At 68.3% G+C, this 13,334-nt stretch carries 11 protein-coding genes; 3 read left to right on the plus strand and 8 right to left on the minus strand.

What is annotated here, in order from left to right:
• Window positions 1-77: 77 nt before the first annotated feature.
• The 4 genes from D458_RS0111935 to D458_RS0111950 all read right to left on the minus strand — a co-directional run bounded on the left by D458_RS0111935 (window position 78) and on the right by D458_RS0111950 (window position 4,588).
• Window positions 78-851: a hypothetical protein gene (locus tag D458_RS0111935; protein WP_017586983.1), complete on the minus strand. Its 774-nt coding sequence runs from the start codon at window positions 849-851 to the stop codon at window positions 78-80.
• A complete protein-coding gene (locus tag D458_RS0111940; RefSeq protein WP_017586984.1) occupies window positions 848-2,722 on the minus strand; it encodes a hypothetical protein in 1,875 nt (624 codons plus the stop codon). Before D458_RS0111940 ends, D458_RS0111935 begins: the two co-directional genes overlap by 4 nt.
• 175 nt (window positions 2,723-2,897) lie before the next feature.
• Window positions 2,898-3,758 carry a hypothetical protein gene (locus D458_RS0111945; RefSeq protein ID WP_017586985.1) on the minus strand — a complete coding sequence of 287 codons (861 nt, stop codon included), beginning with the start codon at window positions 3,756-3,758 and terminating at the stop codon, window positions 2,898-2,900.
• Between the two features lie 119 nt (window positions 3,759-3,877).
• Window positions 3,878-4,588: a Crp/Fnr family transcriptional regulator gene (locus D458_RS0111950; RefSeq protein WP_026119220.1), complete on the minus strand. Its 711-nt coding sequence runs from the start codon at window positions 4,586-4,588 to the stop codon at window positions 3,878-3,880.
• Between the two features lie 849 nt (window positions 4,589-5,437).
• On the opposite strand from D458_RS0111950, the gene D458_RS35465 reads away from it, so the two are divergent.
• On the plus strand, window positions 5,438-5,746 hold the full coding sequence (locus D458_RS35465; RefSeq protein WP_193374611.1) for a hypothetical protein: 309 nt from the start codon (window positions 5,438-5,440) through the stop codon (window positions 5,744-5,746).
• Here D458_RS35465 and D458_RS0111960 read toward each other — a convergent pair.
• The 3 genes from D458_RS0111960 to D458_RS0111970 form a co-directional block, all read right to left on the minus strand.
• Entirely contained in the window at window positions 5,723-6,058 is a 336-nt protein-coding gene (locus D458_RS0111960; protein WP_017586988.1) for an NUDIX hydrolase, read from the minus strand. The genes D458_RS35465 and D458_RS0111960 overlap by 24 nt on opposite strands.
• A 166-nt stretch (window positions 6,059-6,224) precedes the next feature.
• Window positions 6,225-8,159: a caspase, EACC1-associated type gene (locus D458_RS34830; RefSeq protein ID WP_051049666.1), complete on the minus strand. Its 1,935-nt coding sequence runs from the start codon at window positions 8,157-8,159 to the stop codon at window positions 6,225-6,227.
• Window positions 8,156-8,545, minus strand: a complete 390-nt coding sequence (locus D458_RS0111970) for an effector-associated constant component EACC1 (RefSeq protein WP_152521119.1) — start codon at window positions 8,543-8,545, stop codon at window positions 8,156-8,158. Before D458_RS0111970 ends, D458_RS34830 begins: the two co-directional genes overlap by 4 nt.
• A 945-nt stretch (window positions 8,546-9,490) precedes the next feature.
• Between D458_RS0111970 and D458_RS0111980 the strand changes: the two genes are divergently transcribed.
• Together D458_RS0111980 and D458_RS0111985 are read left to right on the plus strand one after the other, a co-directional pair.
• The gene (locus tag D458_RS0111980; RefSeq protein WP_017586991.1) at window positions 9,491-11,317 is read left to right on the plus strand and encodes a SpoIIE family protein phosphatase; all 1,827 of its coding nucleotides are present in this window, start codon (window positions 9,491-9,493) and stop codon (window positions 11,315-11,317) included.
• A 317-nt stretch (window positions 11,318-11,634) separates the two neighbouring features.
• A complete protein-coding gene (locus D458_RS0111985) occupies window positions 11,635-11,865 on the plus strand; it encodes a hypothetical protein (protein WP_017586992.1) in 231 nt (76 codons plus the stop codon).
• A gap of 32 nt (window positions 11,866-11,897) precedes the next feature.
• Here D458_RS0111985 and D458_RS0111990 read toward each other — a convergent pair whose 3' ends face one another.
• A complete protein-coding gene (locus D458_RS0111990; protein ID WP_026119222.1) occupies window positions 11,898-13,220 on the minus strand; it encodes a DUF5685 family protein in 1,323 nt (440 codons plus the stop codon).
• Between the last annotated feature and the right edge of the window lie 114 nt (window positions 13,221-13,334).

Here is a 13,334-nt window from a genome sequence, read left to right on the forward strand (position 1 = left end):
AGCGAGGTGACCTTCTAGGAACCGCACTCAAAAGGAAAGGGTGGTTCGGCGGGTGCCCGCCGAACCACCCTTCCCGTTCAATTGCTCAGCCACCTCTCCCGTAGCTGGTCGGCAAGGTCGCGGCGTTCGAGCCCTTCCAGCATGGTGGTCAGGCGTTCCAGGGCCGGGGGCACTTCCCACTCCTCCAGGCCGCCCAAGAAGGCGTCGAGCACGGGGTCGCCCGTGTCACCGCGCTGTTCAGCGGCCCCCTCCGCCTTCGCTCCCGGGGTGCTCATAAGGTCGAGAGCGGCCCCCGCGTTCTCGATGTCGTGCAGCAGGTCGGGGTTCTGCTCGAACCACCACACCCTGGCCACCTGCGGATCACTGAGGACGTCACGCTGTATTTCCCTGACCCGGTCCATGCGAGCACGATGAGCGGCCCTGTGGATCTCGTTACGCGGCCCCACGCGTTCACGCTCACGTTCGAGTTCCAGATCCTCCTCATCGACGGCAAGGGTCACCAGGACCGCCACCTCCCGTACCACCTCCTCACGGGTCCCCTTCTCCTCGGCCAGTGCGCAGGCGATCTCGGCCTCGGCGCTGCCCCTGTCCCCGAGTGAGAAGCCCGAACTCACCTTCTTCGCGAGCTGGATCACCTGTCGCTGCACCAGAGCCCGCGCCCGCGCCTGCGCCGCGGTGCCCGCACCGTTCCAAGCGATGGTCACCTCGAAGGAGGCCTCGAACCCCATACCCTCGGAGGCACTCGGAACCCTGGCCTGGAACTCCACCTTCGTGTCCGGTGACCGGAAAGCGATGCTCCACACCGGGGTCTCGTACCCGTCGCGCTTGCGCCTGCGTCCGAATCCGATCATCGCTTCCCCTCTTCGGTAATGATCCGCCACAGGTCTTCGATGGCAGGAGACTTGTGCACATGGGTGTGCCGCCAACGGTTGAGCCAGCGTTCAAGGCTGTGCCGGAAGGATTCGTGGTCGCGAGCAGCACCCCGCAACACCTCGAAACCGATATCGCTCGCGTCCCGACAGCTCGTCAGAGCGTCGAACCACGCCCACAGCGCCCTACCTACCTCGGTTCCGCAGGAGGCAGCCGCGCGCCAGGCGGAGACCAGTTCGGCGGATGCCCTCTCTCCGGCCTGAAGCTCCTCCAACACCCGTGGCCCGGCGTCGCCCTCCATAGCCAGGAGACGGCAGAGAGCCAGAGCCGCGACCTCGGCCCCCCGCCCCCTCTTCGTTCCGAGCGCCCAGCCGACCAAGGCCTCCAGGACGATGCCGGTGTTCTCGGGTTCCCCTGCGATGTCCTCCAACGCCTGTACCAGCCTCCGGTCCCAGTAAGCCGGAACCTTCTCCGCGATGGCGCGAATCCGCGTCAACGCGGTCGCCGGCTGGACCCGGCCGTAGACCCTGCAGATCTCGAGAACAGTCCGATCCACGAGCCGCACCCGCCGCGAGAGCGCGACCTCGTACAGAACCCGCCGCACTTGCGGGCCGAACTCCGGTGAGACCGCGGCCTCCGCCACTACCGGGATCGCCTCCCACATGAGGGCGCCGGAGTCCCCCCACTCCCTGATGAGCATGAGGACAGGAGAGATGTCACGGTGTCTGCGGGCCAGACGCAACCATCGGTACGCGGCTTCGAGCCGGTGGCGGTCCCCCAGATCGGCGACGGCTTCGGGCACCCATTTCCGAAGGAGTTCACGGGTTTCGGGGTGCTCGCGCCACAGGTAGTCGAGTGCCTCGTCGGCGGCGTTGCGGCGATTGAAGTAGACACCGTCCTCGCGAACGTGCGCCCGGATCTCCCCTAGATGGGACGTGAAACCATTGCCAGAGATGGGTGTTCGCCACAGCGGTGGGACGTGCCATGTCTGAGCCAGCCCGCCTGCGTGGCGCGCGATGACCGCCCGCGGTCCACCCTCCAACAGAGCGACGGCAGCAAGCAGCACGCGCTGGAACTCGGTGTCCAGATCATGGTTCCTGAACCATCCGGCCAGCTCGTCGGTGCTCTCGACATGATCCCGCAGGACGTGTTCGATCCAAGCGGACTTCTCCGTGAAGGAGTTTCTCCTCCGGTGCGCCTCACGGGCGAGAGCGATGGCCCGGGCCGGTTCGGAGCCTTCCAGCGCGTCACGCACACCCGGGTCGTCCAGCCAGAAACGGGACGCAGCCTCCCCGCACGCGCGACTCATGGCTCGTTGGAAGACGTCCGTCGCTCGTGCCGGCGCGTCGATGCGCAACCTGGCCCGGCACTCACTCAGGAAACCCGTTGGTCCCGGCTCAGTGACGAACACGAGCAGGGCACCCGACCGACGCGCGTCCGTCGCCAACCCGCGAAGCGCTACCTGCTGCGCGGCAGTGGGAGCAGGCAACAGTGTGAGGTCGAGAAGGCGGGAGTGGTCGGAATCCACGTTGATCAGCGAGACCCCGGCATCCCGCTCCTTCGGGTCGATGGTGAGTTCTTCGATCGGAGTCCCGAGCCGAACGGAGGCCAGAGCGTGCACCGCGGTGAAGACGCGCCCGCTTCCGGGTTTACCGGAGATGACGCCCACACCGTCCGCCCTGAGTTCGTCCTGGAAGGTCGCGTACTTCTCGGCGTTCCCGGCGCAGAAGGTATTCCGCACCTCCTTGACCCGTTCACCGTCGATGGTGGCCGTCTGACGGAGACGCCGTGTTATGCCCGCACCGATGTGTTCGTGGTAATGGACCCCACCGTCGATCTTGCCGGCGGCCACGGCTTGGCCGCGGTTCCTGCCGACGTTGTTCCCCCACGGGGACTTCCGGCGCCCCTTGGCGCCCTTCTTTCCCGTTCCCCCTTCGGCTCCGGACGGTAGCCCTGGGGAAGCTTGTTCTCCGGAGGCTCCATCCTGTTGTGGGTCCTCCGACGGCCGTTCTCCCTCAGCCGGTTCCTCAGCGGTCATCGGAGGTCACTCCGAAGTTGACTCCTCCGTGGATCGTGCCGCCCTGGACGACCTGACCTCGGTAGTTGGCACCGACCGAGTTGGCGGTGTGAGCACGGGCGCGGATGGGGACGGATGAGGTGTCTCCGGAGCCATCTTCTGGTGTGGCACTGCCGCTCCCGGTCTCGTCCTGCACCTCTGCGATCTCTTGAGCCTTCGAACTCCAGGAGGGGGTGGGAACGAACAGGTAGCCCTCGGCACGGAAGTCCTTGTTTCCCACTGTGGCGTTCACCTGACGCCAGCGGGCGGGGCGGACGGGGGTGAAGCCGCCGAGGACCACATCCTCGTAGACCCGTCGGGAGACGATGACCGCGACCAGGGTGGTGTCGGGGTCAGTACGCTTGAGTTCGTCGCGGACGGGTGCGGAGTCCAGCAGGCGGTGGGTGCTGATCATGGCCTCACCCATGGCGCTGACGGGGTTGCTGTCACCGAGGTCGGGCAGCGGTCCGACATCGACGCTCACACGGAGCCGCATACGCAGTTCGCGGTCGAGATTGGCCAGGATCGGTTGGATCTCCTCCAGCTCCTTCTGCAGGTTCTCCAGGAAGGGGCTGATGAGGAAGGGCAGGTACTCGGGCTCCGTACCGAACACGTAGCCGTCACCGCCGTGGCGGGCGAACCGCTTCTCCTTCCACACCTGTTCCAGGTCTGACCGGGTGAGGGCCTTTTCCAGCACGTCGGGGATGAGCGCACCGATGACCTGCTGATTGCGGGCACTGGTACGGCTGAAGTTCTCCATGTCCACGGCCAGGACACCGCGGTAGGGCGGTAGGGGCGAGCTCTTTCCGTGTTCGGGCAGGTCCAGTTCCATTCCGGTTCTCCTCCGAGGGTGCGGGGCCGCCTGTCGGCCTCCTGCCGACAGCATTCCGTGATGGTTGGCGGTGTTCTGTTCACTTCTGAACACAAGGGAAGGCGAGTGACACACGGCACTCAGGCGTGGTCGGCGCCGAGGGCCAGGGCTTCCAAGCGGCCCAGGTCGACCACGACCACGTACTGTCTTCCGGTGCGGATCAGTCCGAGTTCCTTGAGCTGGGTGTAGGCGTGGTGCACTGAAGTCCGGGAGAGCCCGGCGAAACCGCCGACCTCCAGCTGGGGCAGCGGGATGTGCAGGAGCCGGCCCTCACCGGTGCGGTCGGGGCCGTCCGTGAGCGGAGCCGAGGTCGGTTCGCCGAGCATCGCCGCAAGGTGCACCAGGGCTGCGGGCAGCCGCCGTTCGGCGGGCAGCCTGGCCAGCTGGACACGGATCCTGTCGCTCTCGTCCTGGCGTTGGAAGGCGCTGTCCCACAACACGTCCACAAGGCCGAGCTCCCTGAGCCTGCTCTGGAAGCGTTCGGCGGACAGGTAGACCGTGCTGCCGCCGCTCAGAGCGGTGACCGTAGCACTGCAGGTGCGGCCACCGCCCGCCAGCACGGACTCCCCGAGGATCTCACCGCGGGCGCGGAAGGCCAACGGGGCAGCGGTGCCATCGGCGTACACCGATACCACGCGGACCCGCCCGCTGATCATCAAGTGGATCCCCTGGCCGGTGTCCCCCTGGTTGAGCAGGGCCTGCCCGGTGCTGAACGGGTGGCGCGGGGCCATGGATATGAGCTGACGCCACTGCTCATCGCTGAGCAGTCCGCCGAAACCGTGTCTACGCATAGGGGGCAGTCCTCTTCTCCACTGTGACCTGCACTCGGGATTCTCGTTCCTGGGAGGGAGCGGCACCCCGGCCTGGCCGACTCCGGCCAGCTGATGTGTGGCCCGCACGGCGGCGAAACCCCGATCGAAGCTGGTGGTAGCCGCCGAAGGCGTGCCTGGCTCAGGACTCGGCTTGGAACGCCGGGGTCGGGGAAGCGGCCGGTGAAGACCAGCTCCCGAAGTCCTACGGCCCGTCCGTAGCGACGCGGGAAGCCGCGTACTCGGGCAGCAACCAGTACAGGACGCGGCGGGGGCGTGGGTGCCGACAGCGGTGATCTGGTCGCCCAACAGGCCCACGGTGTCGTTCTCCCAGGTGGGCTGGGAGCGGGTTCATCCGCTACTGAGCGGTCGACATGGGCGGGTAGGCCACCGCAACAGCCGATCCTGTGCCTTCTCCCTGGATACCGGGGCGTCCAGCCACACGCTGAGCATCGGTCGATCTGGAGTCTTACGCAGAGCTGTTCTTCGAAGGAGGCTTCTCGGCAAGCGAGTGGAAAACGTGTTTCCTGGGCTCGGAGTTCGACTGCCTCACCGGTGGAACCGACCCGCCGGTGCGGATGTACGGCCAGGCGATCGTGTGTACTACGGGAGATCGTCAAAGCCCGGGATCGAGAACGTGAAGCGCTCGAGGTTCTCGGAACTGTGCATCGTGGAAGCAGACCACTACCCGTACTCCTGAGTTCGTGGTTGTGGGCCGTCGAAGGAGAGGTCCATTCAGCTCTCGGGCAGGAATCGGCCGCGCAACGGGCCATCGAACGTGCCTTCTCGGTTCTCCCCCATCAGCCGAACGACCCCGCGCTGCCGTTTCTCATGCTGGATCAGACGCACCTGTTGCGTTGGCGGGGCCACTGTCTGGCACGCCTGGGCCGCACCGAGGCGATCGAGGACCTCACACAGGCCTTGGAAGAGATAGCCCCGCTGGGGCTCGGCCGCGCGGAGGCCGGGCTGCGCACCGATCTGGCGCTGGCCTACTCCGTACACGGTGATCTCCGGCAGGCCGGAGTCCACGCCGAACGTGCCGCCGAGCTCTCCCAACGCTCCGGCTCGGTCCGCCAGCGCTCCCGAGTGGCCCACTTGCTCAGGCCGCGTACCCCGTCAGGAAGCGAGCCGGTGGAGTAGGGCGACCAGGGTTCCGGAGCTCTGCACGCGTCCCTCGGCGATCAGGCTGCGGGCCTTGGCCAGGGGCACCCATTCGTAGATTCCCTCGTCGAACTCCGTGGGGTCCGCGACGAGCTCGGCATCACGGCCGATGAACACGTGATGCGGGCTACGGACCGTGCCGATCATCGGCTCGAAGGTGGCCACGTGCTCGAACCTGTTGCCCGAGGGCGTGGTGATGTCGGCCTTGCCCAGCCGCACCCACGGGTTGTCGTAGAGGGTGCGCTCACCGTGCACCACCCAGCGGCCCTGACTGTCCTCGGTCCCGTCCATGCCCCGAAACTATCGCGACCGGAGCACCTCCGAATGGGCGCTCCCCAGCTGCCTCATCTGTCGAACCCCGCCCTGTGTACCCGTGCCCCGAGCTCGTACCCCGAACTGGACTCATTCTCGCCCGCTCCCCGGCCTCGAGCCAGGTCCTGAGCTCAGAACGTGGCGTTCACGTTCTCGTCCGGAGTACCAGCGTCCGTGCGCGCCGGTCGTGCCCGGCTCGTTTCCACGGATCCGTCCGCGCCGGGAGGCACTCGAACAGGATCAGGAGATGTCCCAGAAGCGGAATCGTCTGCGGGAGTCCGAACAGTGCCGCCCTGCCCGCCGCCTGCCCGTGTGAGAGAGGCCCGCCGTCCCGCGCGCTCACGACTCTGAGACCCAGCAGCATCTTGCCGAAGGTCGCGCCCCGGTACCTGAGGAACAGCCAGTCGTAGAGGAACAGCAGAACTCCCCAACCGAGGAAGAACAGAACCAGGACGACCTCGGCGAAGGTGTCGACGACGCTCGCCGAAACACCGAGAACCGACACCACCACGAGCATGACGAAGACCGCTCCCAGCGCGAAGAGGAACACCAGCCCGTAGTCGATGACCCGGGCGGCCGACCTCGCCCACACGCCTGCGAGCGAGAGAGCATCAGGTGAGCGCGGCAAAGCTTCGCGGCCAGGTGGGGTCACCTGTGACTCGGGCTCGGGAACAGGTCCGGTCGGATGCAGCTTTCGAAGTGGAGTCGAGAGTGGGGGCGCCGGCGCGAACCGTGGTCCTGAAGCCGAGGCGCCGACTCCGAAACCGTGCTGCCCCCGGCGGTGTTCAGGGGCGTGCGGTGGGTCCGTCTCCACGGGGGCGGGCCCGTGCGCGGGAAGCACCTCCACCGTCACGGGGAGGTCGGTGTCCCCCGTTCTGCCCTCCAGTGTGAGCGTTCCTTCCAGGTTGCCGAGCCGCCTGGTGTCCACCGACACGTCGAACGCGTCCGCCTCCACACTCACGTGGATCCAGTCGTCATGGGGACGCGGCACGCAGTCACGGGCCAGGAGCGGCCCCAGGAGCTGGATCCGGCGGTGGGGTTCGGACTCGTACTGGCTCACCCGCCCGAAGTCCAGCCGTTCCGGTGATGGCCGAACCGTCACCTCGGCCAGCGCCTGGGAGGCTTCGTCCGCGATCGACCGGATGTCGTTGCGGACAAGTCCGTGCAGTGCCCGGCAGGCGGCGTCCGCGACCTCCCCGTCCTGACTCTGCAGGAGTCGGCACAGCTCGGTTACCGCGCCGCGTCGGCTGAACACCTCGGGGCTGGAGACCGCCAGCCTCAGTTCCTCCGGCAGGCCCTCCCCACCGGTCCGCCGCCTGCTGCTGCGGGCCAGATAGACGTCCCCCTGCAGATTGATGCTGCGGCTGGGCGTCTGGTGCGGGTTCTCCTGACGCACCCGTTCGTAGACGTAGTCGTAGAGCTCGTTGACGGACACGCGCCCGTCCGCGTCCAGGTCCGCCTCCCCCGAGGCCAACCCGGAGGTGAGCGCCCGGGTGAACACCGAGGGGCACACCTGCCGATCTGTGCTCAGACGGGTGCCTTCGAAGGCGTACTCCATGGCGTTGGACGCGGTGATCACCGCGTAGCCGTGCCCGCTGGCCAAGCCTTCCTCGGAAAAGGCGTCCAACACGTTCACGTCGCCGGCCGCACGTGGAACCATTCCCTCCATGAAGGCACCGCCGTAGCAGCAGTCGAGGAGGAGCACGATGTTGCGGGCCCTGCACTCGGCCATGCACCCGCGGACGAAGTCAGCCGAGACCGCGCTCGAGGACAACCTCTGGGGAAGGGTGTCAGCGGCGGCGAAAAAGAGCTGGCCGGAGGCGTTCTTCAGACCGTGGCAGGAGAAGTGCAGCAGCAGTGAGTCGCTCCTGCTCCGGTCTGCGAAGAAGTCCTCCACCCGTCTGGACACCATGTAGGCAGACCCGTTGCGCACCACCTCGACCCCGAAGCCTCCGATCTCCGAGTTCCCGAGGACTCCGGCGAGGGCGACCGCGTCCTCACCGGGCGCGAGCAGGTGTTCGAGGCCCTCGTCCTCGTAGGTGTCCGTGGCCACGATCAGGGCGTGCCGACCGCTGCTCATCGCTGCTCACCGTTACCGGAGTGGCGGCCGACGAAGAGTTCGAACGACCTCGCGGCCTGTTCGGGAGAGGCCTCGGAGATCTCCAGGACGTCCCCGTCGATCACCAGTCGGATCGTCGGGCGCTCCCGACACCGGGCCCGCCAGCCTCGAACGATGTCGATGACCGAGCTCAGGGCGGTGGCGGACTGGTTGAGCGTCACCAGAAGGGCGCCGACCTCAGCCATGCCCCAGCCGCGCGCTCCGGGCGGGGCCTGGCCTCCCTGCGAGGGGGCGACGTCGTGCACGTCGAGTTGGAGCAGTTCGCGCCGTAGCTGGCGGGCCATCTCGTCCAGTTGGTCGGTGGAGGCGTCCTCACCGGTGAGAAGAACCTTCAATGATGTGGCCACTGGTCGGCTCCCACTCCGTCACGGGGTGAAACACCCCAGTGCACGAATGTCTGATATTTACCAGTCTGCTCTCTTTTGCGGCGAATACAAATGGATCATTCTTTACGGACCTGTGTCGGTGCCCCCAGGCCACAGGAGCAGCACGGACCTCGGATGTCCGAGGTCATCGGCGTCCACCGACCCCGCGCCACGTGCTCAGCGGACACGAACAGCTGCTCGGAATTGCTCCACAACCGGGGCGAAGCGCGAAGCATCCTGGTGTCTCTGACCGCCGAGGAGAGCTCTGTCGTTGAAGTGTGAGCCGGGTGTCCTGTGCCCGGTGCCACAGCTCGGGCGGAGGCTGAACGATGGCCCTGGCGCCCGTCAGAACGCTCAGGTTCGGCTTCCACACCACAACCGAACGGCGCTCCCACAACGCGAACGCCTCACTGACATGGTGCTGGGCCGCTGTTTGGGAAGCGCCAGTGACCGGATGGCAGGGCGTGCAGACACAGACCGGCCTGCACAGGGCCTGTGTCCGGCTGTGTTCGTCGTAGGTCGACCTCTCGTGGACGTTCAACCAGCACGTGTGCCTCAGGGGAACGAGGGCCCGGACCTGCAGCACCTCGTCTTCGCGTTTGTTCATGACGCTTGGTCTGCCTGGAGCGGACCGGATCGAGGGGAAGAGGGGCCGCGTACGGCGGTCCCGGCGGTGACATGCCATTGACGGCGCGATGTTCCCCTTCGGGCTGTGCCGGGCACCAGACTGTACTTCGTTGACCAGGGCCGTTTCCGGAGGGTGCCCGTGTGTACGCAGCCCGCGCGAGCGGGTATCGCGAGCTGACACGAGGCGATCCGGATCGGAGTCGGCGTCGGCGGGGACGACCGTTGCGTGCCGGGGCGGGCGGCCGCCGCACCGGCACCGCGGCCCGCGGGTCTCATCGGCGCGAGGACCGGAGGTAGAGGATGAGCGACACCGGATGGCCGCTGGAGACCGGCATGCTGCGCGCGGTGTTCGACAGCGTGGGCGCGGGGATGCTCGTGGTCGGCCCCACGGGCCTCGTCACCGCCGCCAACCCCTACGCGCAGCAGATCGTCGGCCGCCCCGGTGAGCAGCTGCTGGGCGCGGACGTGCACGACCTGCTGCACCGTGACGAGGACGGGAACGAGATTCCGCGCGGGGAGTGCCCCATCGTGGGTGTGCTCGACAGCGGTCGGCACGCCGAGGGGAGCGAGGAGTTCTACCTCCGGGGGGACGGATCGCTCGTACCCATCATCTGGGCGGCCACCCCGCTGCAGCACGGGGACGCCCCGGAGGGCGCCGTCGTGGTCTTCCACGACTTCAAGAAGCACCGGGACGCCCACGAGCAGACCGCCGCGCACCTGGCGGCGCTGGAGGAGCTGACCACTCGGCTGAGCATGGTGGCGGAGGTCTCCACGCTGCTCATCTCCTCCTCGCACATCGGCGAGACGCTGGACCGCCTGGTCCGGCTGCTGGTACCTGAGCTGGGCGACTGGGCGGTGATCGACCTGCTCCCGGAAGGGGACGCGGAAGGGGAGATGCGGCGCGTGGCCGTGCACGCCCCCGGTACCGACGGCGCGGCGGAGTCGTTGAAGGGTTCGCTGCCGTCGCTGCCGCAGACCTCGCGTGCGGCGCTGGCACGCGCTCTGTACAGCCGCCAACCGGTGCTGCTCAACCCGGAGGCGATGGACAGCGAGCCGGACGAACCGATCGCCCGCGCGCACCAGCAGCTGTTCGAGCACCTGGGCGGAGGGGCCGCGGTGGTGGTGCCGCTGTACACGCACAGGCGGGCGTTCGGTGCGCTGACGTTGGCCCGCACCGGTCGGCGGGCCGTCTACACCGACGCCGAGGTTCTCGTCCTGGGGGACATCGCGCGGCGCGCGGGCCTGGTGATGGAGAGCACCCGGCTCTTCGAGCAGCAGCGCGACATGGCCGAGACCCTGCAGCGCCAGCTCCTGACCCCTCTGCCGCAGGTCGACCACCTCCGGTTCGCCGCCCGGTACCAGCCCGCGCAACAGGCCACCGAGGTCGGCGGGGACTGGTACGACGCCTTTCTCCTGGCCGACGGCGTCACGACTATGGTGATCGGGGACGTGGTCGGCCACGACCTCCAGGCGGCCGCGCACATGGCCGAGGTCCGCAACATGCTGCGGGCGCTGGCCTGGGACCGCCAGGAACCGCCGAGCGCGATCATGGAGCGGTTGGACGGGGTGATGACCCACACCAGTGACGCCCCCATGGCGACCGTCGTCTTCGCCCGTATCGAAGGCCCGGACGGCGGCCCCTGGCACCTGCACTGGGTCAACGCCGGGCACCCCCCGCCGCTGCTCGTCACGGCCGAGGGCGACGCCCGCTATCTGGAGGACGGCCACGGCCCCCTGCTCGGTTTGAACTCCGCCCTGCACCTGGGCCTGGAATGGCCCGACGCCCGTGAGGAGCTTCCCGCGCGGTCCACGCTGCTGTTCTACACCGACGGTCTCGTCGAGAGCCGTGACCAGCACCTCGAGACGGGGTTGGAGGAGCTGCGCCACCACGCCGCGGGTCTGGTCCACCTCGAGTTGGAGGACTTCCTCGACGAGCTCCTCGTTCGTATCGACCCCCGAGGGGACGACGTCGCCCTGCTCGCCCTGCGCATCCCGCCGGCGGGGGCGGGCGCGGACGAGGAGAGGGCGGCGCCTCAGCGCGCGCACAGCCCCGCCGATTCCGAACGCGGTGCTCCCGGCTCCCGGGTGGAGGGCTCCCCGGTGCGGGACACCTCCGACCCCCTGTAGGGCTCCGGGTGGGGCGGTCCGAGGGGTGAGGGATAGGACACCATCGGGCTTTCGTTCGACTGCTCACCTGGGCCGGGAACGGGGACAGGGGTGGAAAACAGGGGTCGGATCGGGGCATGGGAGAAGTGCTTCAAGGGAAGGTTCTTTTATTTCATGGCGAGTTGGACACCAAAAGTTGCCCAATCGTCACCGCGGGGGTGCACTGTAAGAGAATGAAGCGCTGTGATTTCTGTGAACTCCCCGTCGGTGAAGGCTGCGCCTGTGCGCTGCCCCGGGACTACATCGGTAGCTGTGGGACGGGTACCCCGTTCTCGACCGTGAAGCTTCACCCCGCTGGTGACGCGATCATCATCTCCCTGCGAGGAGTGGCCCACCGGCTCGGCTGCTCGCACCAGTCAGAATCGGACGTCAAGGCCCCGCTGTGGGGCTGGATCAACTACCCGGACCCGCAGCTGTGGCGACGGATCAGCGAGCACTCCCCCCTCCAGGCCACCGGAGGCAACACCAAGCGCGCCGCCACCCGCCGGTGCCGCAGCTGCGACCGCTGAGGCACCGCTGCCCCTGATCAGGGGCAGCGATCTCATTCGCAGCAGCTGCACGTCTCGCAGCATCTACAGCCCTGGCAGCACATGTTGGAGCCGTCGCAGACGCACATGCACGCATCACACCAGGCGGTCCGGGGCTTGCCCGTCCAGGGCCCCGGGTGGGGATCGCGACAGCAGAACTGGCAGCTGCAGCACATGAACAGCGCCGCCGCGCACCCGGCCAGGATCCCCCGGGTGCGAGGCGGTTCCTTCATGGCCGGGGTGTCACACGCGCAGGCGGAGCAACAACCGCCCTTGCCGTGCGGGCGGTGACCGTCACCGTTCCCTCCGCCGTGGCCGCTTTCGTACCGGCCCCCGTGGTGGCCCTCGCCGTGTCCCGGGCCTCCGTGGTGGCCCGCGCCGTTCCAGTGCCCGTCGCCGTGTCCCTGGCTCCCGTAGTGACCCGCGTCGTACCGGTGCCCGTTGCCGTGTCCCGACCCTCCGTGGGTGTGCGGGGCCGGGTGTCCTGCGTGGGCGAAGGTGCGGTCGACGGCCCGGCCCAGTTCCCCGACCAGCAGCACACGGACCAGCCGGTCGTCGGTGAACTCGGTCTCGCGCAGGGCCAGTTCGACGCCGAGGACGGCGTCGTCGCAGAGCTCGCGAGCACGGGCGATCGGGGTCGCGGTGGCGGTGAGCGGGTTCCAGGCGTGGTTGGCCAGATCCTCCTCACGGTCCTCGACCGCGTCCAGCAGGTGTGCCACCCGGCCGAACAGGCGACCGGCCTCGCGCAGGGGTGCGGCGTTGGCGGGCAGTCCGGCCAGGACGGCGGTGTGCGCGAAGGCCTCGCCGGTGGCCTCCTCGGTGGGCCGGGTGACGGTGAGGACGTCCGTTCCCTCCCCTGCGGAGAGTTCGGCCTCGCGCTGCCGGTCGACCACGGCGAGTAGTGCCCCGCCCTCGAACCCGAGCCTGTTCCCTGACTCCTTGGCGCCGCGCTGCCAGCGCCGGGCCACCCGCCCGGCGACCGCGCGCGCCCCGCGGCGTCCGTAGACACCGTCGCCGTCCTCGATGTGGTCGCTGATCTTGGCGGAGGCGAGCATCAGGGACACCGCCGCGGCCAGTTGGGCGCCGGAGCCGTCGGCTGCCTCGGCCGCGCGCATGCCGCGCAGGGGGCAGCGGCCGGCCGGGCGCGTACCGGCCTGGGCCCGGGACTGGGCCGCCGTCAGGACCGACACCACGAGGCCGTCGTAGTTGGTGGCGATCCTGGAGGCTTGGCCGTGTTCGTCCCGCAGTGCCAGGCACAGCCCGCACATATGGGACATCCACTCCTCTGCCAGGTCCTCGGACAGACTGTGCCGACAGGGTCGCAGGATTCCGAACACGAGCCGCTACCTCTTCTCCTGGTGCGCCGAGCGCGCACTGCTGCGGGATGTGACTCCCGAGAGGCCTGTCCGGTTCGCATTGATTTCAGGTCTGAGCCGTGTTCCGGCTCCATC

The organism is Nocardiopsis ganjiahuensis DSM 45031 (assembly GCF_000341085.1).
Lineage (GTDB): Bacteria > Actinomycetota > Actinomycetes > Streptosporangiales > Streptosporangiaceae > Nocardiopsis > Nocardiopsis ganjiahuensis.

What these genes read in the sequence shown, in the direction of transcription:
- D458_RS34830 (WP_051049666.1), bottom strand. Translation starts at nt 8,159, where the DNA reads ATGAGCAGCGGTCGGCACGCCCTGATCGTGGCCACGGACACCTACGAG.
- D458_RS0111950 (WP_026119220.1), bottom strand. Translation starts at nt 4,588, where the DNA reads ATGCGTAGACACGGTTTCGGCGGACTGCTCAGCGATGAGCAGTGGCGT.
- D458_RS0111935 (WP_017586983.1), bottom strand. Translation starts at nt 851, where the DNA reads ATGATCGGATTCGGACGCAGGCGCAAGCGCGACGGGTACGAGACCCCG.
- D458_RS0111945 (WP_017586985.1), bottom strand. Translation starts at nt 3,758, where the DNA reads ATGGAACTGGACCTGCCCGAACACGGAAAGAGCTCGCCCCTACCGCCC.
- D458_RS0111960 (WP_017586988.1), bottom strand. Translation starts at nt 6,058, where the DNA reads ATGGACGGGACCGAGGACAGTCAGGGCCGCTGGGTGGTGCACGGTGAG.
- D458_RS0111980 (WP_017586991.1), top strand. Translation starts at nt 9,491, where the DNA reads ATGAGCGACACCGGATGGCCGCTGGAGACCGGCATGCTGCGCGCGGTG.
- D458_RS35465 (WP_193374611.1), top strand. Translation starts at nt 5,438, where the DNA reads ATGCTGGATCAGACGCACCTGTTGCGTTGGCGGGGCCACTGTCTGGCA.